The sequence below is a fragment of the Candidatus Falkowbacteria bacterium genome (genome assembly GCA_026396835.1).
GTDB lineage: Bacteria > Patescibacteriota > Patescibacteriia > Patescibacteriales > Patescibacteriaceae > Patescibacterium.
Window position 1 is genome coordinate 213,071 of sequence record JAPLWA010000004.1, and the last position, 24,259, is coordinate 237,329.

Here is a 24,259-nt window from a genome sequence, read left to right on the forward strand (position 1 = left end):
CTTATGGAATATATTATTGCTTGGTCAGTCTTTCTTGTTGCTGTAGTAGTTATTTTTGTAATCATTGCTCGCAAGGCTGGCTTGCTTGCTAATATTGATGTTGATCAAGTAGCCGGTGAACGCGCCAGGATTCTCAAACAACAAATTATTGCCGATCGTTTAAGACGCCGCTTTGGTAAGTGGGGTTTTTGGACCGTTAAGCTAGTTAAACCAATCTCAAAACTTTTGCGCAATGGTTTTGACTATGTTTATGATTCATTAAATGCTTGGCAGCGATCGCAAGTTAATCGTCAGGCTGTTCTTAATCAAGAAATTGATAAGCGTATCGAAACGCTTTTGGTTGAGGCTGAAGAATTAACTAAGTCCGAACGTTTTGATGCAGCTGAGAAAAAGTATATTGAAATCATTGGATTAGATCCTCGTAATTTTACGGCTTTTAATGAGTTGGGTTATGTCTATTATAAAAAACAAAGTTTTAATGAAGCCAGACAGACATTAGAATATGCTTTGAGTTTACGCCGTAAGAGCAGCTCTTTGGCTAAAAAAGAAGGGGAGCCAACTCCTAAAGATTTAGAAATTGCTCAGGTTAACTATTTGTTAGGCATGGTTTTTGAAGAAATTGGTGATTTAAATAGAGCGATTATTAGCCTAAAAAGAGCTTTGAAAATTGAAAATAATAACCCTCGTTACCTTGACAGGTTGATTGAAGTAAGTATAATTAAGAAAGATAAAATTTCTGCTCTAGATACCTTAAAGCGTCTAGAGATGGTTAATCCGGAAAATCAAAAGCTCGACCAATTCCGACAAAGAATCGCCGAGCTCTAATTATTTCCGATTCGCCGTTGTAGCCTTGCCCCGTCGAATGACGGGGTCAGCTGGCCCGCTTCGACTCGCGGAGCTCGTCGACGCGAGGCGAGTAGAGCAACTCCAGAAATTATTTTAATCTTACAATTCGCCGTTGTAGCTCAGCTGGTAGAGCAACTCCATGGTAAGGAGTAGGTCAGCGGTTCAAATCCGCTCAACGGCTCACGTAAAAATAAAAAAGGCTGTTGAAATTCAGCCTTTTTTTGTTGCTTTGATAAGTTCTATTAGATTCTATTGACCGGCGCCGCAGCTATCATTTGGGTCAGTGTTAGTACTGTCTTCTGCTGTGTCACCCAAATTTTCTGAGCCCCTGCTATTGTAATTATCGAAGCTATCATCTAATGATTCTTTATCCTTTAATCCCTGTTGTTTTAGATAATCTTTCATATTATCTTGGGATTCCTGTTTCTCTTTTTTGTCAGACATAATGCCTTCCTTTTTATTTTTATATATAAGAGCTATAATTAGCCATTATAATCTTTTTTTATAAGTTGTCAACAATAATTTTTATGAAGCAAGCTATTCTCATCACCGGCGCCGCAGGTTATATTGGCAGTCATGTTGCTAAGCATCTTTTAGCTAATGATTTTAAAGTTATTGTACTTGATAATTTATCACGCGGTTACCGAGAAGCTATTGAAATTTTACAAAAAGATAGTGATTTAGAGTTTGTTGAAGGTGATATCCTTGATCCAAATGTTTTAAATGATATTTTTAAGCAAAATAAAATTAGCGCCGTAATTCATTGCGCAGCTTTATGTATGCCCGATGAATCAGTGGCTAAACCTTTTGAATATTATCAAACCAATCTTTTGGGTACAGTAAATATTTTAGAATCCATGGCGAGGGCTAAAGTAAGTAATATTATTTTCTCTTCAACTGCGGCTGTGTATGGTGAAGCTCAGGAATTGCCAATTAATGAAACGCATCAAACTAAACCGATTAGTCCTTATGGCGTTTCAAAGTTATTAGCTGAACAAGCCATTGCTTTGTATAAAGATTTGCATAACATTAATTATGTGATTTTTAGATTTTTTAATGTTTGTGGTGCTTCAAGTGATGGCTTAATTGGTGATAGTAAAAAACCTTCACAGTTATTAATGCAAAATGCAGTCCGCGGAGCTCTGGGTATAGAACCATTCTCTTATACTTGTCCAAAAGTTGATACTCCTGACGGTACGCCAATTCGTGATTACATTGACGTTGAAGACTTAGCTTTGGCGCATCAATCAGCTTTAGAGTATTTAGCTACTAACAACGAAAGTCAGTTAATCAATTTGGGCAGTGGCCAGGGATTTTCGGTTAAGCAAATAATTACACAGGTTGAAAGAACTATGGGTGTTTTATTAGAAAAGAATCAAGCACGACCAAGGCCAGCTGAATATTCAGCGGTTTATGCTAATATTTCTAAGGCTCTAGAAATCATAAAATGGCAGCCTAAGAAAAGCTTAGAAAAGAGTGTTATTAGTTTAGTAAATTGGTATAATAAGAGGCCTCGCGGCTATAGATATTAGCTCTTGATAAATATAATTTATTCTGTTATAATCGGCTTAAGCCTTAAAAGGCTGTTTTTATAATCATTTTTTGGGTCGGTACCGAAGCGGTCAACCGGGGCAGACTGTAAATCTGTTGGCTTTCGCCTTCGTAGGTTCGAATCCTACCCGGCCCACCCATGTTAATTAAAAATTTTAAGTTCTAAATTTTAAAACAATTTTTAATGATTTAATTTCTAAACATTTAAAATTTTACCTTTGTTTTGAAATTTGAAATTTATAATTTGAAATTGCCTATATGTCTCAAGATAACATGATCAAGATGCAGTGCACTGAAACCGGAGAAATCCGCCGAACACATAAGAACAAGAAGACTTTGAAAGGTCGCCTTGAGCTCATGATGTTTTCTAAAAAGGCACGTAAGCATACTCTTCACCGCGAAACTAAGTAAGTTCCGCGTGATGCGGGTGTAGTATAATGGTAGTACAGGGGTCTCCAAAACCTCTAGCGTGGGTTCGATTCCTACCACCCGTGCTAGAATATAAAAAGGCAAGCCATCGGCTTGTCTTTTTATATTGTAATTCGGAAAGGAATCGAAGGGGCAGAAGCGAAGACGAGGCGGAATTCCTACCACCCGTGCTAGAATAAAAAATAGTAGAGAAGCGCCATGGCGCGTCTCTACTATTTTTTATATGTTTCCGTTATAAAGTGTTATACTTTCTATATTGCGAATAACTTGTCTTTAATAGACAAAATTTAATAATAAATGATTATTTTTAATTGATGAAGTATCTAAAAAGTGATTTTGGTCTAATTTTTATTCTCCATTGTGTCTTAATTTTACTGGTTTATTTTTCACCAGCTCTTTTTCCGTGGCCAATAATATCAATCATTTTAATCTATCTATTTTTGCAGGAAATTGTACTGGGCGGCTGTATTTTATCTCATATGCAATTTGGACCAAAAAATAAAGAAAGAGTTAGATTTTTTTCATATTACTTTAAGAAGCTTGGTTCAAGATTTGATAGCTATAAGATTGATTTATTTTTTGTTTGGTTTATTCCTAGTCTAGTATTTATTTTAGCTATTATCTTGCAAAATATTTTTTCAATTAAACCATTTTTTGATTTTTTGAAAATTAATTAAACGATAAAAAATTTCAATCTATGAAAACCGTTGCTTTATTTTTTGGCGGGCCTAGTAATGAGCATCAAATTTCAATTAAGTCAGCTAAAAACATAGTGAATAATTTCCCTTATGAAAAATATAAGTTAGTTCTAATTTATTGGGATAAACAAGGTGTTTTTTATATAGTTAAAAACGTTAATAAATTAAAAGAGTTTCGAAGGAAGATACAATTGGAAAATTTTGCCAAAATTTTTGACCTTGCATTTCTAATCACGCACGGGCGCTTTGGCGAAGATGGAGTTTTGCAAAGCTTGCTTGAATCACAAAAAATCAAATATTGTGGTTGTCGAGCGTTAAGTTCAGCGCTTTGTATGGACAAAGCTCTGTTTAAAACATTTTTGGAAAAGCGTAATATAAATCAGGTAAAATTTTCAGTCCTTGATTATTCGTTAGATTCAAAAAAAGATATAAATATTAAAGTATCCAAGCTTAAAAATAATTTTAAGTTACCGGTCTACGTTAAATCAGCTAATTCAGGTTCTTCGGTTGGTATTACTAAGCTAAACGCTTTTTCTAAGCTCAATCTAGCTCTTAAAGAGGCTTTAAAATATGACAATAAAGTCATCATTGAAGAAGGCTTGGTTGGTCCCAGAGAGATTGAGGTCGGTGTTTTAGGAAATAAGGATCTATTAATCTCTGAGCCAGGGGAATTGCAGCTAGCAAAGGATTTCTATAGCTATGACGATAAATATAAGTTAGGTCAGGCTAAAATAATCATTCCAGCAAAAATTACAAAAAACCAAGCTAAGACAATTAAATCTTTGGCAGCACAAGTTTATAAGTTATGTGGCTGCTCAGGATTTGCTAGGGTTGATTTTTTTGTTTATAAAAATAAAGTTTTTCTAAATGAAATAAATAGCTTGCCTGGATTTGCGGATATTTCTATGTATCCTGTTTCTATGATGAACTGTGGTTTAAGCTATAAAGAGCTGCTTACTAAAATAATTGAATTAGCATATTAGAATTGTGACTAAGTATTATCTTTACATTGTTAAGTGCTTTGACGATACGCTCTACACCGGGATTACGACTGACTTAGAGCGCAGAGTTAAAGAGCATAACTCTTCAAAACTTGGAGCAAGCTATACGCGTGCGCGGCGTCCTGTCAGTTTAGTATTTTCGAAAAGATTTAATAATCGATCAACTGTTTCTAAAGAAGAAGCCAGAATAAAAAAATTATCTCGACTTGAAAAGTTAAAACTAATAAAATCTTATGAACCAGCTAACAGCCGAAGAAAAAAGAATAATAATCGATAAGGGAACCGAAGCGCCTTTTAGTGGTGAATATGTAAATACTCAAGATAGAGGAATATATATTTGTCGACAATGCGACGCGCCACTCTATGATTCTAAGGATAAGTTTGATGGACATTGTGGTTGGCCAAGTTTTGATGATGAAATAGCTGGCGCCATTATTAAGAGCACTGATGCTGACGGAATTAGAACTGAAATAACTTGCGCTAAATGCGGCGCTCATCTCGGTCATCTGTTTTTAGGTGAAGCTATGACCGAAAAGAACACTAGACATTGTGTTAATTCATTATCAATGAAGTTTATTCCGAACCAATAAAGCATATGATTAAAAAAATAGTTTTAGGCGGAGGATGTTTTTGGGGCATGCAGGAATTGATTAGGCAACAAACTGGAGTCATTAACACTCAAGTTGGTTATGCTGGTGGTGAGAATGATATGCCGACTTATGAAAATCATCCCGGTCATGCTGAAGTAGTTGAAATAGAATATGATGATTCTAAAACATCTTTTCTTAAGTTGCTTGATTTTTTCTTTACAGTTCATGATCCCACAACTTTGAATCAGCAAGGTAATGATCGCGGCACGGCTTATCGTTCGGTAATATTTTATGCTACCAGCGAAGAAGAACTTGAGGCAACAAAGATGATAAAGCTAGTAAACGAATCAGGCCGTTGGCCAGAGGCAGTTGTAACAACACTTGAGCCGCTAAAAAAGTTTTATTTAGCTGAAGATTACCATCAGGATTATTTACAAAAACATCCTCAAGGCTACACTTGTCACTTTGTTAGATTTGCTAGTTATTTGTAAATCCTACAAAAGCCGTTATTTTAATCAAAAACCTTAACTTTCTAACTCAATCGTTATATAATTATTGATGAAGTTGATTTTAACTCTACTTTATTATTTCAATAAACATATGTTTTTCGATAAACCAGGAAAACCAACAAAACTAAAAAAAGTTGTCTATTTAACTGCTTCCGTAGTCTTGGGACTTTTATTAAGTTTAATTTTACATGCCTTAATTGAAATTAATTATTTACATTGGGCTTTAAGTCAAAATCATGATGTAAGATATTACGGTGGCTGCGCTCTGCCGCCTTTACTTCAGGGAATACTTTGGATTTTAGGAGCTGTGGGCGGATTTTTTATGGGCAAGTCTTGGTGGAGAATAGTTTATGTTGATAGAAAATGGGCTAAGAAACGTTGGTAATAAATAAAATAATTTATGATAAAAATTAATTCAATCGTGCCTGACTTTGAGCTTGATGCTTATCAGACAAATACAATTAAAAAAATTAAACTTTCAGATTATAAAGGTAAATGGGTAGTTCTAATTTTCTATCCAGCTGACTTTACTTTTGTTTGTCCAACAGAGTTGGAGGATGCTGCTTCGTTTTATGAAGAAGTAAAAAAATTAGATGGTGAAATCATGAGTATCAGCACTGATACAGCTTTTGTTCACAAAGCCTGGCATGACAATTCCCCAGCTATTAGTAAAATACAATATCCAATGTTAGCTGATCCGACTGGTAATGTTGCTAGAACTTTTGGCACATATATTGAAGAAGAAGGTTTAGCTTTAAGAGGAACTTTTATTATTGATCCAGATGGAGTTCTTAAAACTATTGAAATTCATGACAACAATATCGGTCGTAGTGCTGAAGAAATGTTTAGAAAATTACAAGCTGCAAAATTTGTTCGTGAACATAAAGGTAATGTCTGCCCAGCTAAATGGAAGCCAGGTGAAGCTGTTTTAACTCCCGGCGTTGATCTCATTGGGAAAATATAATTTGTTTATAAAAAAGAGTCGCGTATTTGCGCGGCTCTTTTTAGTTTGAAACTTGAAAATAAATATTTGTTCCATTTATGCCAGGCGAACCAGAAAAAACTCCAGTTCCACCACCAGGAGTCGGGGAGGAAATATTGAGCGTGGTTTTTTCATCCTTGTTTTCTAGATTGGCGTACAAGGCGCATTTTTTATCAGCCGAATAAATGTATAGATAATTTGATTGTGTGTCGGTGCCGCTTTTTGGATCTTTGATGTCAGGTAAGTAACTTGTATACTGAGGATTCTTAGATTTTACTTCAGCGATAACAGTTGTTAAATCATAAGTTCCTTCACCAGCGTCGGGCAGGAAACAATTGATAGAAAAAAATTTTCCGATTTGCGTTAAATCATTTTTTCTTTTCGCATCGCGAGCCTTATCGCGGACACTAAAAAGAGGAATTGAAATTATAGTTGTTATTATGGCGATGATACCAATCACAACTAATACCTCAACTAAAGTAAAACCCTTCTTATTCATATTTTTTAGTAGCAGCGGTACCAGCTACATGAGCCGTTGTCCAGCAAAGCTGTAAACTATAACCGCCTGATGGTCGATCAATATTCAAAACATCACCAATTAAGAAAAGGTTGTTATGTAATCTTGAACGCATGGTTTTTGAATCGATTTCTTTTAAGTCAACGCCACCGCTTGTAACAATGGCTTTTTCAACTCCCATTAAGCCACTGACAGACATTGGTAGATTCTTTAGTAGTTTTACCAGGCTTAAGCGCTCTTTGCGCTCAAGGCCATTAACGGCCTTATCAGGGTTTATATTGGCTAAATCCATAAGAATAGGCGATAAAGCTGAAGGCACGGCGTTGTTCAAGCTATTAGCTAATTTCTTGTTTAATCTAGTCTTAAGCAGCTCCTGTAATTCTTTGTCGACATTAGCTTCATCAATGCCGGGTCGTAAGTCGAGTGCTATTTCAACTGAGGCATATTTTAATAATTCTCCAATTTGTTGGCTCATGTTCAGAACTAGAGGCCCGCTCAAACCAAAATGAGTAAATAATAATTTACCGACAGCCTCGGCTTGTTTTTTATTATTCTGAAAAACTTTTAATTTAACATCAGCTAAACTTATACCAGCTAAATTCTTTACCCAAGTTTCTTTTGTCTTAATCGGTACAAGCGCGGCGTCGGACTCCGGAATATTATAACCAATGTTTTTTAACCACTCAAAAGCTTCACCAGTTGAACCAGTATCGGGTCGAGATTTTCCGCCAGTCGCTAAAATAAATGATTTAGCTTTAATCGTTTCTTTAGAACCTTTGATTCTTAGGCTAGTAATTTTTTCCTTAGTGCTAGTAAAACCATTAACCTCTATTCCGGTTAAAATTTTTACTTTATTTTCTTTCATGTAATCAACTAATGTGTCTAAAACAGACTTAGCGGAGTTACTCGTCGGGAAAACTCTATTCTCAACCTCAACTTTAGTTTTCATACCATTAGCATTAAACCATTCAACAGTTTCTTTAACGCCAAACTGAGCAAAAGGGGAGAATAAGAATTTTTGACGATTTCTAAATTTAGCCAGAAAGCGACGAGTATCTAGTTCGTAGTTAGTTAAATTGCAGCGTCCGCCGCCAGTAATCAAAAGTTTTTTTCCTAAGCTAGGATTTTTTTCGATTAAAACGACTTTAGCGCCGCATTCTGCTGCTCGCCCAGCCGCCATCATACCGGCAGGACCACCGCCGATAACAGCTACATCATAAATAGTTTCTTTTTTCTCCATAGCTTAGATGTTCTTACTTAGACTAGTTAATAGTTCTGAAAAGTCTTCAATCTTTTTAGTTTTATTTTCTGGAATTAGTTCTTCGCAAAATATTTCCATACGTTCAAGACCTTCGCTGAGTTTTGTTTTACCACCTGGTGCTAGAACCACAAAGCTGACACGAGCATCATGCTCATTAGCTTCTTTACTTATTAAGCCAATCTTTTCCATAGGTAAGAGTAGGCGAGTGATACCAGAAGCCGTTAATCCTATTTTATCAGCTAAATCAATCCGGCGCATCTTATTTTCGCTGGCTTGATCTAAGTGATAGAGAATAATGAATTCACTAAAACCAATACCGCCCAAACAAGCATCCAAGCGTCTGTTTAATTGGGTTTGAAATTTTGCCATATCAAGGCAAAACTTGATTGAAGAGTTGAGTTTTATCATATTTTGATTTATTTGATTAATACTTGATATATCAAGTATATCGTATTTGACTTTTTGCGTCAAACTAGCTTAAATACAGGCAACGTGTTAGGATGTAATTAATTAAATAAGAACTAATATACATAAATATGGGTAATTTTAATCGCGGAGGCGGAGGTGGTTTTGGTGGCAACAAGAGGTTTGATAATGATCGCGGTGGTTTTAGAGGTGGCGATAGGTCAGAAAGACCAGCTATGCACCAGGCTATTTGTGCTGAATGCGGCAAAGAATGCAGTGTCCCTTTTAAACCAACTGGCAATAAACCTGTTTTTTGCAGTAACTGTTTTGGTAAAAAAGAAGGTGGCAGCAACAGCAATAGTGGTCGTTTTGATCGCAGAGATTCTCGTCCTAGTTTTGCTGATAAACAGATGTTTAAAGTTAATTGTGATAAGTGTCATAAAGAATGTGAAGTCCCATTTAAGCCAAGTGGAGATAAACCAGTCTTTTGTAATGATTGTTTTGTTAAGGGCGACAAAGGTGCTGGCCGATCAGGCGGCTCTTCAGTTGATTATACAAAGCAATTTGAAATGCTTAGCTCTAAGCTAGATAGTCTTTTGAAAATTTTAGATCCTAATTTCAAGGCTGAAAAAGTTGTTAAAGAAGTAAAAGCTGTCGCGAAGTTAGATAAAAAAATTGTTGCAAAGCCTGCCTCCGCTAAAGCTTCGGTAGGTAAAAAAGTTGTTGCTAAGAAAAAAGTAGCAGCTCCTAAGAAAATTGTAGCTAAGAAAAAGAAATAATTTTTGTGATTTAAAAATATAACAACCGGCGCAAGTCGGTTGTTTTATTTAATGCATAAAGTTTATCTGTGCTATTATAATATATATGCAAGTACCAAGAAGAAGAGGCGACTATAGAAAGCCTAAAGAAGATCCATATCTTACAGAAGATAAGATCAATGAACTTAAAGAAAAATTAGAGCGACTTAAAAAAGTTACTCGTTTTAAGCTAATGAAAGAAGTCTCAACTCATGCCGAGAATGGAGATTTTTCTGAAAACGCATCTTATCAAATTGCCAAAGGTAAATTGCGCGGCGTTAATCAAGCGATCATAGAAATTGAAGAGCATCTTAAACAAGCCATCTTAATAAAACCAAATATGCAAAACTCTTGCGTGAAACTAGGTTCAAAAGTCACAGTTGAAATGGAAGGTAAAGTTAAGACTTGGTTAATTTTAGGATCTTCGGAAGTTAATTTAGCGCAAAATATTATTTCTCATAACTCACCAATTGGCGACGCTTTAATGGACAAAAAAGTAGGCGACACTGTTAAAATTCCATTAAAGAATAAGCTTTTGATTTGTAAGATTCTTAAGATAGAATAGCCATTATTTAGAGCAGGGCCAATCGCTTTGGTCCTGTTTTTATGTTATAATCTAGTCAAAATGATAGAAATGCAACAATTTATAGCTTAATCTCGTAATAGTATTATAGGCCTAAACAGCTTAGAAAAATCTTTCGCACATTGTTCCTAATGTTAGCAATAATTTCATGAGTAATTACAAATATCTAATTAAAAACATAAGTAAGCACAACTCCGAGGTTGTAGCTTTAGAGCTGGCCGATATTAAGGGCCAGCCGGTTTTTAATTATAAACCAGGGCAATATGTTATGATTGCCTATTTTAATGATAATGGAAAACTAGAACAACGCCACGCTTTTTCTATTGCTAGCTCACCGGCGCAGAATAATTCTCTTATCTTAGGTATAAAACTTGGTGGTAATTTTACTAAAGGTTTATTGAATCTTAAGGTTGGCGATCCAGTCTCAGTGGCTGGGCCTTATGGAAAATTTGTTTTTAATCCTAAAAAACATAAAGATTTAGTTATGTTAGCTGGCGGTATTGGTATTACACCTTTTTTAAGCGCCATTAGCTATGCAAGTGATAATAATTTGGATAATAAACTCTCATTACTTTACAGCGTAAGAAATCTTGAGAATGCAAGTTTTTTAAATAAAATAAAACAGCTAGAAACGAAAAATCCAAATCTTAGAACTTTGTTGTCCGTAACTGAAGAAAAAATTTCTGATAATACTCCAGGGATAATTAATTCAAGAATTAATGGGCAGGTCATCCAAGACTTTGTTGGTGACCTTTCTAATAAAACTTTTTTTCTCTGTGGACCGGCTGCTTTTATGGATGCGATAAAAAATGATTTGCTTTCACTTGGTGTTTATAAATCACAAATTGAAATGGAGGCATTTTCAATGTTGGATGATAAGAAGTTATGGCCAGAATTTAAAAATTTATCATATGCGACTGGTTTTTCAGCTGTGGCCGTGGCTTTAATTTTTTATTCAATAGTTAATGCGAGTGCTTTATCAAAAACAATAAAATCAGCCAGCGATAAACTTAATCCAACTGGAATTGTTAATTCAACAAATCCGAATGTTAATTCACAAAATCAAACCGTACCAAGTCCGGTAACTAGCGTTTCTGGCGTACCAATATCAAATCCGTCGACTAATAGTAGCCCTACTATTAACAACGGCGGAACAAATAATCCGACGCCAAGTAGTGATAATTGGTCAACGACGCCGCAGCCAACAACCTCAAGTTCAATTCCAGTTCAAACTCAAAGACAAACCACTACTCAGACTACTCCAAGTTCTAGAACAACAGCCACTACAAATAATAGAACCGTAGCACCAGCTCCAACAACCGCTTCGTCAGTTCCGATTAATCAAGGTGTTATTAATAACGGTGGTTATAGAGGCGATGATTCGGGTGAAATTGATGATTAAGTTTAAATGATTGTATGAGTATAACTTGGAGAAAATTTAATGCGCTTGGAACCGAAATAATATTAAGTGCAGCTTTATCTAGTGATCAAGCTGTGCTTTTAGATACGGCCGAAGAAAAAATTAAAATCTTTGAAAATAGTTTTAGTCGTTTTATTAAAGGTAATGAACTAGATAATTTTAATCGATCAACTGATAAAGAAATTGAAGTTAGTGAGGATATGTTTGTTATGTTAGTTGAGGCTAAGAAATGGTACGACTTTAGTCAGGGTATTTTTGATCCAACAATTATTGATAATTTAGAAAAACTTGGCTATGATCGCAGTTTTACTGAGTTAACTAATAATGATTCAAAGATCGATTTAGAAAAAATTAAGCAAGATTTTTTACAAAGACCAAAGCTAGATCAATTAATTATTTCTGGCAATAAAGTCAGTAAACCAGCTGCTTTGAGGCTTGATTTTGGTGGTTTTGGCAAAGGTTATATTGTTGATTTGATTGCCAAAGATATATTTTCGAATGTAGCCAATTATTGGATTTCAGCTGGTGGTGATCTATTAGCGGCCGGTAATCAAGATAATCAAGTTGGCTGGAGAATTGGTGTGCAAAATCCTTATGAACCGAATAAAGAAATTTTTAGTTTAAACACCAAAGGCATAAAATTAGGCGTGGCAACTTCAGGTGTTTGGCAAAGACAGGGGATTAAAGACAATAAATCATGGAATCATATAATTGATCCGCGCAGCGGAATATCGGTTGAGAATGATATTTTAGCAGTAACAGCGCTGGCTGATAGTGCAACTAAGGCTGATATCTTAGCTAAGATAGTTTTGATATTAGGTGAAACAGCTGGTTTGGAATTTATTAGCAAACAAGCGAATACTGCGGCTTTGATTTTCCTTAAGAACGGTGCTATAGTTTTTTCTAGCGAGGCCAAAAAGTATTTATAAATCATGAAAAATTTTTCCAAGTCACTAATATTGTTTTTGTCATCGATTATTTTTTTAGCGGTGTTAGTTTTTGTTTTGCTTAGTTTGATGCCAGCTGATCAAATGATAAGTTTACCCTGGTACATTACTAGAGCTTCGGCTTTGACGTCTTTTGTTTTAATGTTTTTTGTTGTTTTTTTAGGTACTGGTATGACGACCAGTTTTATTTATGGTCTAATTAATCCGGTTAGAGCTTGGGTAATTCATAAATATTTGAGTCTAGCTATGACATTGATGATTTTTTTGCATGCTGGTTCTTTATTGTTTGATAAATTTATTAAACTTAGTTTGGCTGATGTGCTAATCCCTTTCTCTTCTAGCTATCGACCACTTTATTTAAGTTTAGGTATTTTAGGTTTCTATATTTTATTGGGAATTATTTTGACTTCTATCTTCCTCAGGTTACGAATGCCGCGTTTCTGGCGTTCAACTCATTACTGGGTTTATCCTTTGTTCGGACTTGGTATAATTCATGGTTTATTTATGGGAACCGATAGTTCAGCTGCAATTATGCAGTTTGTTTATTGGACCACGGGAATAATTTTTGTAATGTTATTAGCTTACCGCTTTTTGTATTATCGTTCGAAAATAAAATTTAATTAATTTTTCAATAGGCTTAATTTAATTTTAAGCACGGCACCATTTTTTTGAAATGGTTTTTATTTTTCTAAAAATATTTTTATGTTAAAGACGAGTATTAAAATCAGAGATTATTTTCATAAATTATCACGCGGTTTTCGTAATCATGAGTTTCAAGTTTTATTGTCTTTAACAATTTTCATTCTTAGCTTGGGCACATTTGTTTATCATCGAGTTGAGAACTGGCGCTGGCTTGATTCACTTTATTTTAGCGTCACAACTTTAACCACTGTGGGCTTAGGTGATTTCGCGCCGAAAACTGATTTTGGGAAAACTTTTACTATTTTTTATATATTTGTTGGTATCGGTGTTATCTTATCTTTCATTAATGCAGTTGGTCATGCCAATCAAGCTATGCATCCTAGAAATAATGTTAAAAACTCTAAAGCGTAATTTGACAGAAATAGCGAATAATGTTAGTGTGCTGTTAATCGTTAAAATTCATTAAAAAGGAGGAATATTGAATTTAGTTCTTTTAATAGTAATAAGCTATTTAGTCGGCTCCATTCCAACTGGTTGGATTTTTACTAAGCTTAGTACTGGAAGGTTACGCGACAAAGATAAGGCAAAAAATTACGGGCCACTTAAGAATTTTTTTATTAAATTCAAGAATGGTCATGACATCAGGCATCATGGATCAAAGAATCCTGGCGCAACCAATGTTTGGCGTGTGCTAGGCAGATTTGCTGGTTCAACTGTTGGAGTAATTGATATTGCTAAAGCTTTTGTTTTAGTTCTAGTAATAGCCCCGGCCTTTAGTAGTGGTATTAACTCAAGTATTTGTCAGATTAGCTCAGGTATTGTTTGTATCTTAGGTAATACTTTTCCTGTCTGGTTTAGAAATTTTAAAGGCGGGAAAGCTGTGGCCGCTGCTACAGGCGTCTTTGCTGGTTTAATGCCGCTGCCGTTAATTTTTGCATTTTTAGTTTGGCTAATTATGTTGTGGTGGAAGGGGATAGTTTCCTTGGCCTCAATTTCAGCTTCATTAGCTCTTTTAGCGGGTTATCTAATCTATTTAGCAATCTATGGCATGCCGGTGTTTGGCGCTGAAGATTGGCCTAAAACTATTTTTGCGATGTTGCTGGTCGTGTTTATCTTTATCACTCACCGCAGTAATATTAAGCGCTTACTGAATGGTGAGGAAAATAGCTTTAAAGTTAAATAAGCTCGTTAGTGTAATGATATTAAGTAATTATCATTATGCTAGCGGGCTGTTTTTTTATTTAAGAATTTACTAGATTATGCTATAATTAGCTTAACAAATTTAGAAACAAAATATGCTTAATAAAAACGTTAATAATTCCGCGACCAAGATAGTCGGCTTACTTCTATTAGCCGCCATTGGTCTGTTTTTAGTTTGGAAATTATCAATGATTATTATTTTAGTTATAACCGCCATGGTTTTGGCGGCAACCTTAAAACCTTTAGTTAATTGGTTTACTAAACATTTTTCTTTAAAAATTTCAGCCGCCTTAGTTATGGTTATGTTGGTTATACCAGTTATTTTTACTCTTGTTGTTATGGTACCAACTTTTATTGGTCAAGTTGATAATATCGCCAATGCTATTACGGGCGTAATTCGTAGCTATCCACTTTTGCCAAAAATTTATCATAACATTGATATTACTTATTACACGCAACAGATTGGTCAATACGCAATTGATTCCACGGCCGCTTTTACAAGTTTTATTGTTCAATTAATCATTCTAATGTTCCTAACTTATTATCTTTTAATTGATTCGGATAAAATTTATAATTTGTTTTCTTTGTTTATACCAAAAGAAAGACGCAAAAAAACTGATCAGGCATTTGAAGAACTGGCTACTATTAGTGGTCAATATATTCGTAGTAATATCTTTATTTCTTGTATTTGCGCGACACTTATTTTTATTGGCTTATCTTTATTGCATGTGCCTGGCGCTGCTGCGCTTGCCGTTTTCGCCGGTTTAGCTGATTTATTACCCTTAGTCGGCGCTACCTTAGGCGCTACACCAGCGGTTATTTTAGCTTTTTCAGTTTCGCCTTTAGCTGGAGTTTTAACTATTATTTTGTTTGTAATCTATCAACAGGTTGAAAATGATATAATTATTCCTCGTGTTTATCATAAATCATTAAAATTAATTCCATTTTTAAGTATGGTGTCAGTTATAATTGGTGGTAGTTTATTTGGTGTACCGGGTGCCTTCTTGGCTTTGCCGATAGCTGCAAGTCTTCCAACTATTATTCATTATTTCCAAGATTCTAAAAAAGCCTAGTTTTAAATCTCATAATTATTCGCATGAATAAGTTTTTATTGTTTGTAAAATATGCTATTGGCGGAGCCATTGCCACTCTAATTGAGCTGGTAATTTTATATATTTTAACTGACCAACTTGGAATCTGGTATGTTTATTCATCTTTAGTGGCCTATGCCTTTGGTTTTATTTCCAGCTTTTTTATTCGAAAGATTTGGGCTTTCGAAGACTATGATTTTAAAAAAGTCGGACGCCAATTTTTAATATATGCCTCTGTCCTCGGTATTAGCATGCTACTGTTTAATACCGCAGCTTTAATATTTATGGTGGAGAGACTTCATATACCTTATTTACTGGCCCAATTTTTCTCAGGCTTAGTAGTTGGTTTCCTTGGTTTTTTTATAAACGAAAAAGTTACATTTAAGCAAAAATAGTTTTGTTTTATTCCTTAAATTAAGGTTTTTTAGGCTGGCTTTTGACATTTTTCTATGATATACTGTTCTGATATGACAAGAGCAGATTGGCCTATTATTGGCAACAGCGAAGCCATTGATTTCTTAGAATCCTTATTGGCTTTTGAGCGTCTGACACCAGGATCAATCGGTGGAACTTATCTTTTTACTGGACCGAATAGAGTTGGCCGTACATCTTCAGTAGAATATTTTATCCGTCGCTTACTTGGTTCTGATGATAAAACACAAGCTGGCACAATTGATATGTGGCCAGATGTTTTTCGTTTGCGTCGTGCTGAAGATAAAAGAGAAATCGGGGTTGATCAAGCTCGAGAATTTAGTTCTCGTTTAGCCCTGAGTGCTTTTACAGATTCATATCGTGTTGGAATTATTCATGAAGCAGATTTACTTTCGATTGAAGCAGCTAACGCCTTGTTAAAATCTTTAGAAGAAGCACGCGATAAAGTAATCATTTTTTTAATAACTGAACAAGCCGATCGACTTCCTGCAACTGTTATATCTCGTTCACAAAAAATTACTTTTCATCCAGTGGCCAATGATGAGCTTTATGAATGGTTAATTAATGAACACGGTTTAGATAGACCTTTTGCGAAAAATATTGCTCGTTTATCAGATGGCCGTCCAGGTTTAGCTTTGGCTTTAGCACGTGATAAAGAACTTCTTGAATCATATTTAAGTCCAGCTAGAATTTTTATTGGTTCATTTAAGACCCGGCTTTATGAAAAATGGCAAGAGGTTGGAAAATTGTTAGCCGGTCAAAAGGGGACAGCGGCTGTTGAAGTGGCTGAAAAAGTTATTGCTACTTGGCGTGGCATAACGCGAGATATTATAATGACTTTATTGAATCAACCAGAATTAGTGCGCTATGCATTCTTAGAACAAGAGATTCGTCAATGCGCCAATTCACTTGGGCTAGCTGAGGCTAGGGCTTTAGAAGAAAAATTAAAAAAAGCTAAATCTTATTTAGGAGCTAATGTTAATCCTAATATTATTTTAGAAAATATTATTATCAACTTATATGCTTAATATGAAATATTCTAAATATATTTCTTTGTTCATTGTTACTTTGGGTCTGGCTACTTTATCGGGCTGTACCCTTGATCTTGGTTTTGGTAATAAAGCTAAAGGTCCTGATGGAGCTGTGTTCAAAACAACAACCAAAGGCGAAACCTGGCAGCAAAAAGCGCTTATTCCAACAACTTCCGGTACTCCAATTGTAATCAATAGTTTGGATACTAGCGTTTTAGCACTTGATCCAAGTGATCAAAACGCGATTTACTACGGCACAGTAGATAATGGTTTGCTTTATAGCTATAACGGCGCTGACAGTTGGTTCCCAGTCAGTACTTTGGGTAAATTCACAATTAAGGCCTTGGCCGTTGATCCGCAAAATAAATGCGCGATCTACGCCGCAATTGAAAATAAGGTCATGAAGAGCGTTGATTGTAGTCGTACTTGGCAGCAAATATATTATGACAATGATTTAACGGTTTCCGTTGCCAATATTGCCATTGATCACTATGACAGTAAGATTGTTTACATTGCGACTAGTCGCGGCGAGATTATTGCTTCGTCAGATAGTGGTAAAAGCTGGCGTACTTTAAATCGCTTTGAAGACAAAGTTAAAAAAGTAATTATATCACCGGCTGATAGTCGCGTAATTTTGGTTGCTGCCGAAAGAAAAGGTTTGTTTCGTTCTGATGACAAGGGTATAACTTGGAAGAGCTTGAGTGAGTCTTTAAAAGACTTTCCTGATAGTGGTCGTTTCAGAGATTTGTATGTTTCCAAAGCTCAGCCTGGTTTAGTAATTTTTGCAACCAATTATGGTTTATTAAAATCAATTAATTACGGCGACGATTGGACTGCGATAAAATTAATCACACCTGAAAAAGAAGCTGTTATTAATTCCGTCATTGTCAGCGAGCAAAATACTAAAGAAATTTTCTACGTTACTAATACAACATTTTATGGCACAGCTGATGGAGGCGAAAATTGGACAACAAAAAAATTGCCTTCCACCAGAGCTGGCTGGATGTTAATGGCTGATCCAAAAAATATCAATACAATGTATCTTGGTGTTCAGCAACTTAATAATTAATCTATTTATATGAGTATTTTTCTTGATAATTCTAAGGCAAAATTTAAGCAAGCGATTGAATTCTTTGATCGTGAAGCTGCGACTTTGCGTACTGGCCGAGCTAATCCAAACATGTTAGATAATATTCATGTTGAAGCTTATGGTTCTACTATGCCTTTAAACGGCGTCGGTAATATTTCTGTTAGTGATGGACGTAGTATTGTTATTACACCTTGGGATAAAACAGTTTTGAAAGATATTGAAAAGGCTTTAGTCGCCGCCGATTTGGGTGTTGGAGTTGTTAATGAAGGTGACAAAGTTCGCCTAAGTATTCCTGCTTTAACCGAAGAAAATCGTCGTGAGCTAGTAAAGAAATTAAATTCTAAAATGGAAGAAGCGCGAATTGTTATTCGACAATTGCGCGATGAAGTAAAACAAGAAATTGAAGCCGGCTTAGAGGCTAAAGAAGTTTCTGAAGATGATAAGTTTCGTTTTGTTAAAGAATTAGACGAAGCTGTTGTGGCTTATAATGAAGAATTAAAGACCGCTCGAGATCACAAAGAGAAAGAAATAATGACAGTTTAGAAATTTTATAATTTTATAATTTTTAGTTTTTAATTAATTTTTAATGTTCAAATTAAAAAATTCAAAATTTAAACATTAATTATAAAATTACAAAATTAAAAACTATAAAATTAATGTAAACTATGATATTAACAATAATTATTTTCCTAGTCTTATTAAGTATTCTAGTCTTAGCTCACGAATGGGGGCATTTTTTTACTGCCCGTCGTTTTGGCGTTGGTGCTGAAGAATTTGGACTAGGTTTTCCGCCACGCTTGTTTGGCTGGTATAGAAATATGGAAGGCAAAGGTGTTTTCTTTTGGGGTAATAAAGAAGTAACTGATGCGAAAAATACAGTTTATTCTTTTAACTTAATTCCGATTGGTGGTTTTGTAAAAATTAAAGGCGAAAACGGTGAAGATAAAACTGATTCAAGTAGCTTTGGTAATAAAGCAATCTGGAAGCGAGCTGTGATTTTATCAGCTGGTGTATTTATGAACATTGTTTTAGCAGCTGTTATTATTACTATCTGCCTCAGTTTTGGTTTGCCTCAAGCGCTTGATGAAGGAGCTTTACCTAAAGGAGCAATTATTCGTGATCGTCAAATTCAGATTATGCAAGTTGTGGCAAAATCACCGGCCGAGCAAGCTAGCTTAAGGGCGGGGGACGCAATTGTCTCAATTAATAGTCAGACATTTTCTAGCTACAGTGAAGTTCAGGCTTTTGTTGCTGATAAAGCTGGTAAGCCATTAGATTATGTTATTCAGCGTGGCAATGAAAAAATTAATAAAACAATAACCCCACAAATCTTGAGTGAGACTAAAAAGGCTGGTATTGGAATCTCGATTGCTGAAACTGGTGTGGTTCGTTATCCTTGGTATATCGCAATTATTGAAGGTGTAAAATTAACTGGTTTGTTACTTTGGGCAATTATTGTCGGACTTGCTTCTTTGATTGCGCAGTTATTTTCTGGAAAAAGTGTAGCGGCTCAGGTAACCGGTCCAATTGGAATTGCAACTTTAACTGGACAAATGGCACAGCTTGGTTTTGCTTACTTAGCTCAGTTTGCTGCTTTGTTGTCATTGAACCTAGCAGTGATAAACTTTGTTCCTTTTCCAGCATTAGATGGAGGTCGCGTACTATTTCTTATTATTGAAAAAATTAAAGGCTCACCAGTGAAGCAAAAAACTGAAGCAATTATTCATAACCTCGGTTTTTTCCTTTTGATTGCCTTGATTATTTTAGTAACTTACAAAGATATTATTAAATTATTCTAATATGAAAGTAAATATCCGCGCCAACAACCTTAAACTTACACCTGCGATTCATGATTACATTGACGAGAAAATGGCAGCTGTAGAAAAATTTCTTGGTAATATTCAAGTTATAAATTGTGACTTTGAAGTTGAACTAACGACTAAGCATCACCATAAGGGAGATATTTTTCGCGCCGAAGTTAACTTGGAAGTTGCTAAAGATTTATTACGCGTTGAGAAGTTAGAAGCTGATTTGTATAAAGCGATTGATAAAGTTAAAGACCATTTGATTGATGTTATTACTAAACATAAGGAAAAAATGATCTCTACGCGTCGAAGTGTTTAGTGATTTAATTTTTTATGAACCCTTTAGAAAAACAAAGTAATGATGCAAATAAGACCTTGGCTGAGCCGGGTCTTTCTGATCATGAAAAAAAGTCTCAATGGTCAGCCATCCAAGGTGATATTTGGAACTGTAAAAGGGATAAAGGATTGTCTGACAATGAGTCATTAAAAGATTTTATAGATAGGAGTTTGTATAAATATAATCATAATATTATTGTCAATGCATTGATTGACGAAGGTGGGTATGCGTCATTTTATGTGATTTACCATCTAGAAGAATTTAAAGGTTTAGATTACACAGCAATTGCAAATAAGCTTATTGACGAGGGAGGTGGGGAATTTTTTGCTGCACATATTGATAAGTTTAAAGATTTAGATTACGAAGATATTGCGGATAAGCTTATTAAGCTTAATTTAGTGGGTTGTGTTACTGGCTATCTTGGAGCATATCATGGTTTAGACCAGGCGGCTCTGGTTGAAAGACTTATTAAATCAAGATATGCAAAATATGTTGCCAATGATATAGAGAAATTTCAGGACCTAGATCGCGCAGCTATTGCTAACAAGCTTTTAGACAGCGGCTGGACCTGGTGTGTTGCTGATAATCTCGAAAAATTTGAAGGTTTAGATCATTTAGCTATTGCTATTAAACTTATTGATGAAGGCAATGAAGAAACCCTGGCTGAAAATCTTGAAAAATTTCAAGGCTTAGATTATTCAGTCATTGCCAATAAACTTATTGAAAAAGGGAAAGGAGAATATGTTGCTAAATATCTTGAAAAGTTTCAAGGTGTTAATCACTCAGACATCGCGAAGAAGATTATTGAAACTGGCTCAGTATATTATTTTTTAAGCAATTTTAAAAAATTTCATGGATTAAATCACCCAGACATCGCGAAGAAGTTTATTAACATGGGCCTAATACAGGATTTTTTTGATAATTTTGAAGAATTTTATGGTTTGGACCACAATGCGGTGGCCAATCAACTAATTGATGTCGGTCGACCAGACATATTTATAAAAAAAATTGAAAAGTTTCAAGGCTTAGATATTAATGTCGCAAATAAACTTATTGATAAGGGGTATGCTAATTCGGTTGCTGAAAATCTTGCAAAATTTAAGAGTTTAGATGCTGACGTCGCTGATAAACTTATTCAGGCAGGGCAAGGCTCTTTTGTCGCTTCCTCGCTAGGAAGGTTTGAAAATTTAAATCATACAGAAGCTGCCAATAAGATTATTGATGCGGGACAAGGCTACTCTGTTGCTACTAACCTGAAAATATTTAAGGGCTTGAATCATGTTGAAATAGTTAATAAGCTAATTGATGCACATCAAGCTATTGCCATTACGGCGAATTTAGAAAAGTTTGAAGGTTTAAATCACATAGAAATAGCTAACAGACTAATCGATATTGACGAAGCAAAAGCCGTGGCTATTCAGATCAGTAAATTTTATAATTTAAATACGCAGGTCGCTAATAAGCTTGTTGATGCACATGAATCTCATTCTGTTGCTTGTTTTCTTTCACGCTTTGATGGTTTAAATCATTTGGAAATTGCCACCAGAATGTTTGATAAAGGGCAGGGAGATGCGGTTGCAGCCAGTCTTAAGAACTTTCAAGGCCTAGATGAAGATATCGCCAGTAGACTTATTAACATCAATAGAACTCGAGAAGTCGTGGAAAATATTGCCAGTTTTAAGGGTCTAAATGAAGAAATAGCTACTAAATTAATTAAATCAGGCAATTATCAGGTGGTTGATTCTAATCCGGAATATTTTAGTTTATCAGAAAATATTCAAAATATTATTTCTTCTAAACATCTGACTGTTTCAGAGGCAGTTATTTTAAATGAACAGGAAGCTACTAAATTAAGCAACGAACAAGCTAATAAGCCAATTGTTAATGTATTAATAGAAAAAGAACACCCTGCTTGGCAGGATAAGGAAAATGTTTTAAATCCTTTTCAAGAAGGTGCTAGTATTTTTGGCGAAGATAAAATGTTTCAGTATTTAGACCGCATAGGCCTTTCGCGACATGATGGTTTACATCAATTTGCAAAAATTATTGATCTATTTAGAACATCCGGTTTATCCGCGAATGAGTTTTATAATAATATTTTAATGCAAGTAGCTAGCGATGATGGAGAATATTATTCAGGTACGGCACATCATCAATTCAACTCTTTGGCTACTTCAATTTCACTAGATTTTAATGAAACAAAAGAATTAGTTAATAAGTATCAGGATGTTTCTAAGTTACAAGTTCTTTTTAGGGAGTTAAATTCTTTAAAAGAAATCTTTGCTTCTTGGAAAAATTTGAAAAAATTCAAGGAAGTGCAGGAGTTACTAGAAAAAACAGAAATTTTAGATAGATTGGTTGAATTAAAAAAATACCCTGACAAACAAAAATTAAAAGATTATGTTGAAACCCTGGCTTTCCATCCCGCTATTTCCATGGAAAAGGTAATGCTTTTTTGGCAAAATCCAGAAAAGTTTTTAGGTCTAGCAGATTCTCATACACCAGAAGAAGTTCATGATCGAAAGAAGCCGTCGAACTATACTAACTTTCCTAACTTAGACTTATCAGCTAGCAATTTAAGAGATGCCTTGGTTAATGGTGCTTATGATCAAATTCAGTCATTTAAACCATTTTCTGTTGAATATACTTTAAGCGATGGGAAGAAAAGTGAAGAAGGCATAATCTCTTTAATGAACAGAGCTTTGGGTAAACGTAGTGAAAATATTAAAGGTCAAGCTAAAAATCCACCTAAAGTTTTTAAAGAATTAAGCAAGTTTATTTCTAAAGAAGAATTAACTTTGGTTCTATCTGGCAATTTGTCACTATCTGAAGATGATGAAAAAAATATCAAGCAAATAATCTTTAATGAAGATATTGGCTTAATGCAGCCTAAAACTAATCGAGAAGTCTATCGAGCGAAAGTCAACAAAAAATCAGACCCAGATGCAGTTGTAGCTGGTAACGACACTGCTTGTTGTATGCCTTTTGGTAGTGGTAAAAATAACGTTTATACTTTTAATCCTAATTGTGCTTTATTTACTTTACAGAAAAAAGTTGACAATAAAGTTTGGCGAACAATTGCTCAGAGCGTTCTAACAGAAGACGTTAAAGTCAATAAGAATGTTTCGGATATTGTCGATCAGATAGAAAATAATAATAAAAAATTAAATACAGTTATTTCTGAAGATATTCTCTTGCAAGAAAAAAGTTTTATAGCATGCGACAATATAGAAGTTGCGGAAAATTTTAAGAATAAGCAGGAAGAAATTAAGCTGATCTATCAGGACTTTTTTAAAGAGTATTTGAAACAATTTGCTAGCTTGGATAATTTAGAAGATTCTAAGGTGGTTATTGGTAAGGGCTATACTGATGCTCTAACCGATTTGCCTAGTGAAAACAATGAATTTGTGCCACGAGCCCCGGTCGGTTACTCTGATAAATTAGGTGAAGAGGTTTATGTTTTAGATTTAAATAAAGATTTTAGAAATACTAGTCAGATCGCTTCAAAGAAGATTATTGATCAAGAATTGTTAACAACAAAAGTTAAGCCAGATTATTTGCCGAAAGGCGTTGATTATTTGACCTTTAAAGATGCTTTACCGGTAGCCTATATTGAAGGTAAGGCATATGCTCAAAATGAATCACTGATCCAATATCTTCATAACATGGAGAATGCTCTGATTGCTAAAGATGTTAATGACGCAGCTAAGAATCGTCCTAATATGAGCTTGAAATATATTGGTGATGACAAGAAAATTCATGGTTATATTTTAGCGTATGAAGGTCAGAGTGATGAGACCGGTGAAGGAGTGGTTTATGTTTCTGATTTAGCCTCTGATGGCAATGCTCGTGCTGGAGGGTCTTTGATTCTAGGCTTCACTGAAAGCTACAAGCATAATTATTTAGATCAGAATAAATTACATCCAATTTATGCCCAAATGCGTGAAAAAACTTCTTATGCTATTATTCAGAAGCAGCTAGAAAAGCTCTCTAAAGGCACTAATATTAAATTTGAGATAGAAGAATTAGAGGTCTATAGGGTTGGTAATGATACAATGCATGAGGTCATGATTAGAGCCAAAAAAGAGTAGGTCC

The 24,259-nt window shown here is 34.9% G+C and carries 29 protein-coding genes and 3 tRNA genes; 28 read left to right on the plus strand and 4 right to left on the minus strand.

Translation table 11 applies throughout. The features are described 5' to 3' along the window. Window positions 1-3: 3 nt before the first annotated feature. On the plus strand, window positions 4-825 hold the full coding sequence (locus NTY12_02145) for a tetratricopeptide repeat protein (protein MCX6792803.1): 822 nt from the start codon (window positions 4-6) through the stop codon (window positions 823-825). Between the two features lie 129 nt (window positions 826-954). Continuing rightward, a tRNA-Thr gene (locus tag NTY12_02150) sits at window positions 955-1,027 on the plus strand. 68 nt (window positions 1,028-1,095) lie between these two features. Here the strand turns inward: NTY12_02150 and NTY12_02155 are convergent. Further along, a complete protein-coding gene (locus NTY12_02155; protein ID MCX6792804.1) occupies window positions 1,096-1,251 on the minus strand; it encodes a hypothetical protein in 156 nt (51 codons plus the stop codon). Window positions 1,252-1,373: 122 nt separating this feature from the next. Between NTY12_02155 and galE the strand changes: the two genes are divergently transcribed. From galE to NTY12_02210, 11 genes are all read left to right on the plus strand, one after another. Next, window positions 1,374-2,378 (plus strand): UDP-glucose 4-epimerase GalE, encoded by a 1,005-nt coding sequence (gene galE, locus NTY12_02160; GenBank protein ID MCX6792805.1) that lies wholly within the window; start codon window positions 1,374-1,376, stop codon window positions 2,376-2,378. A gap of 72 nt (window positions 2,379-2,450) precedes the next feature. Beyond that, window positions 2,451-2,533 (plus strand) — tRNA-Tyr (locus NTY12_02165). A gap of 137 nt (window positions 2,534-2,670) precedes the next feature. Beyond that, window positions 2,671-2,808 carry a 50S ribosomal protein L33 gene (rpmG, locus tag NTY12_02170; protein MCX6792806.1) on the plus strand — a complete coding sequence of 46 codons (138 nt, stop codon included), beginning with the start codon at window positions 2,671-2,673 and terminating at the stop codon, window positions 2,806-2,808. Window positions 2,809-2,820: 12 nt separating this feature from the next. Next, window positions 2,821-2,891: transfer RNA gene (locus NTY12_02175), tRNA-Trp, on the plus strand. A gap of 249 nt (window positions 2,892-3,140) precedes the next feature. Then, entirely contained in the window at window positions 3,141-3,503 is a 363-nt protein-coding gene (locus NTY12_02180) for a hypothetical protein (protein ID MCX6792807.1), read from the plus strand. Window positions 3,504-3,523: 20 nt separating this feature from the next. Beyond that, window positions 3,524-4,507, plus strand: a complete 984-nt coding sequence (locus NTY12_02185) for a D-alanine--D-alanine ligase (GenBank protein ID MCX6792808.1) — start codon at window positions 3,524-3,526, stop codon at window positions 4,505-4,507. A gap of 4 nt (window positions 4,508-4,511) precedes the next feature. Further along, window positions 4,512-4,802 carry a GIY-YIG nuclease family protein gene (locus NTY12_02190; protein MCX6792809.1) on the plus strand — a complete coding sequence of 97 codons (291 nt, stop codon included), beginning with the start codon at window positions 4,512-4,514 and terminating at the stop codon, window positions 4,800-4,802. Continuing rightward, window positions 4,759-5,115 (plus strand): methionine-R-sulfoxide reductase, encoded by a 357-nt coding sequence (locus NTY12_02195; protein MCX6792810.1) that lies wholly within the window; start codon window positions 4,759-4,761, stop codon window positions 5,113-5,115. Before NTY12_02190 ends, NTY12_02195 begins: the two co-directional genes overlap by 44 nt. A gap of 5 nt (window positions 5,116-5,120) precedes the next feature. Further along, window positions 5,121-5,606 (plus strand): peptide-methionine (S)-S-oxide reductase MsrA, encoded by a 486-nt coding sequence (gene msrA / locus NTY12_02200; protein MCX6792811.1) that lies wholly within the window; start codon window positions 5,121-5,123, stop codon window positions 5,604-5,606. Between the two features lie 109 nt (window positions 5,607-5,715). Then, complete coding sequence (locus tag NTY12_02205) at window positions 5,716-6,009, plus strand: hypothetical protein (protein ID MCX6792812.1); 294 nt, start codon at window positions 5,716-5,718, stop codon at window positions 6,007-6,009. A 15-nt stretch (window positions 6,010-6,024) separates the two neighbouring features. Continuing rightward, complete coding sequence (locus NTY12_02210; protein MCX6792813.1) at window positions 6,025-6,588, plus strand: redoxin domain-containing protein; 564 nt, start codon at window positions 6,025-6,027, stop codon at window positions 6,586-6,588. Between the two features lie 40 nt (window positions 6,589-6,628). Here the strand turns inward: NTY12_02210 and NTY12_02215 are convergent, their stop codons facing one another. The 3 genes from NTY12_02215 to NTY12_02225 are packed head-to-tail and all read right to left on the minus strand — an operon-like array spanning window position 6,629 to window position 8,792. Next, window positions 6,629-7,105: a prepilin-type N-terminal cleavage/methylation domain-containing protein gene (locus NTY12_02215; GenBank protein MCX6792814.1), complete on the minus strand. Its 477-nt coding sequence runs from the start codon at window positions 7,103-7,105 to the stop codon at window positions 6,629-6,631. Continuing rightward, window positions 7,098-8,363: an NAD(P)/FAD-dependent oxidoreductase gene (locus NTY12_02220; protein MCX6792815.1), complete on the minus strand. Its 1,266-nt coding sequence runs from the start codon at window positions 8,361-8,363 to the stop codon at window positions 7,098-7,100. Before NTY12_02220 ends, NTY12_02215 begins: the two co-directional genes overlap by 8 nt. A 3-nt stretch (window positions 8,364-8,366) precedes the next feature. After that, on the minus strand, window positions 8,367-8,792 hold the full coding sequence (locus NTY12_02225) for a MarR family winged helix-turn-helix transcriptional regulator (protein ID MCX6792816.1): 426 nt from the start codon (window positions 8,790-8,792) through the stop codon (window positions 8,367-8,369). A gap of 128 nt (window positions 8,793-8,920) precedes the next feature. Between NTY12_02225 and NTY12_02230 the strand changes: the two genes are divergently transcribed. The 15 genes from NTY12_02230 (at window position 8,921) to NTY12_02300 (ending at window position 24,255) form a co-directional block, all read left to right on the plus strand. Further along, window positions 8,921-9,568 carry a hypothetical protein gene (locus NTY12_02230; GenBank protein ID MCX6792817.1) on the plus strand — a complete coding sequence of 216 codons (648 nt, stop codon included), beginning with the start codon at window positions 8,921-8,923 and terminating at the stop codon, window positions 9,566-9,568. 85 nt (window positions 9,569-9,653) lie between these two features. Further along, window positions 9,654-10,151 carry a GreA/GreB family elongation factor gene (locus tag NTY12_02235; protein MCX6792818.1) on the plus strand — a complete coding sequence of 166 codons (498 nt, stop codon included), beginning with the start codon at window positions 9,654-9,656 and terminating at the stop codon, window positions 10,149-10,151. Between the two features lie 166 nt (window positions 10,152-10,317). Continuing rightward, window positions 10,318-11,571: an FAD-binding oxidoreductase gene (locus NTY12_02240; GenBank protein MCX6792819.1), complete on the plus strand. Its 1,254-nt coding sequence runs from the start codon at window positions 10,318-10,320 to the stop codon at window positions 11,569-11,571. Between the two features lie 14 nt (window positions 11,572-11,585). Further along, on the plus strand, window positions 11,586-12,518 hold the full coding sequence (locus NTY12_02245; GenBank protein ID MCX6792820.1) for an FAD:protein FMN transferase: 933 nt from the start codon (window positions 11,586-11,588) through the stop codon (window positions 12,516-12,518). Window positions 12,519-12,521: 3 nt separating this feature from the next. After that, on the plus strand, window positions 12,522-13,160 hold the full coding sequence (locus tag NTY12_02250) for a ferric reductase-like transmembrane domain-containing protein (GenBank protein MCX6792821.1): 639 nt from the start codon (window positions 12,522-12,524) through the stop codon (window positions 13,158-13,160). 78 nt (window positions 13,161-13,238) lie between these two features. Continuing rightward, the gene (locus NTY12_02255) at window positions 13,239-13,589 is read left to right on the plus strand and encodes a potassium channel family protein (protein MCX6792822.1); all 351 of its coding nucleotides are present in this window, start codon (window positions 13,239-13,241) and stop codon (window positions 13,587-13,589) included. Window positions 13,590-13,656: 67 nt separating this feature from the next. Continuing rightward, window positions 13,657-14,361: a glycerol-3-phosphate acyltransferase gene (locus NTY12_02260; GenBank protein ID MCX6792823.1), complete on the plus strand. Its 705-nt coding sequence runs from the start codon at window positions 13,657-13,659 to the stop codon at window positions 14,359-14,361. 112 nt (window positions 14,362-14,473) lie between these two features. Then, window positions 14,474-15,451, plus strand: a complete 978-nt coding sequence (locus tag NTY12_02265) for an AI-2E family transporter (GenBank protein ID MCX6792824.1) — start codon at window positions 14,474-14,476, stop codon at window positions 15,449-15,451. A gap of 23 nt (window positions 15,452-15,474) precedes the next feature. Then, window positions 15,475-15,864, plus strand: a complete 390-nt coding sequence (locus tag NTY12_02270; GenBank protein ID MCX6792825.1) for a GtrA family protein — start codon at window positions 15,475-15,477, stop codon at window positions 15,862-15,864. A 54-nt stretch (window positions 15,865-15,918) separates the two neighbouring features. Further along, complete coding sequence (locus tag NTY12_02275) at window positions 15,919-16,929, plus strand: hypothetical protein (protein MCX6792826.1); 1,011 nt, start codon at window positions 15,919-15,921, stop codon at window positions 16,927-16,929. Window position 16,930: 1 nt separating this feature from the next. Then, complete coding sequence (locus NTY12_02280) at window positions 16,931-18,001, plus strand: hypothetical protein (protein ID MCX6792827.1); 1,071 nt, start codon at window positions 16,931-16,933, stop codon at window positions 17,999-18,001. A gap of 9 nt (window positions 18,002-18,010) precedes the next feature. Beyond that, complete coding sequence (gene frr / locus NTY12_02285; protein MCX6792828.1) at window positions 18,011-18,565, plus strand: ribosome recycling factor; 555 nt, start codon at window positions 18,011-18,013, stop codon at window positions 18,563-18,565. Between the two features lie 122 nt (window positions 18,566-18,687). Next, entirely contained in the window at window positions 18,688-19,821 is a 1,134-nt protein-coding gene (gene rseP, locus NTY12_02290) for an RIP metalloprotease RseP (protein MCX6792829.1), read from the plus strand. A gap of 1 nt (window position 19,822) precedes the next feature. Further along, on the plus strand, window positions 19,823-20,146 hold the full coding sequence (gene raiA / locus NTY12_02295) for a ribosome-associated translation inhibitor RaiA (GenBank protein ID MCX6792830.1): 324 nt from the start codon (window positions 19,823-19,825) through the stop codon (window positions 20,144-20,146). Between the two features lie 14 nt (window positions 20,147-20,160). Then, window positions 20,161-24,255, plus strand: a complete 4,095-nt coding sequence (locus tag NTY12_02300) for a hypothetical protein (GenBank protein MCX6792831.1) — start codon at window positions 20,161-20,163, stop codon at window positions 24,253-24,255. Window positions 24,256-24,259 lie beyond the last annotated feature (4 nt).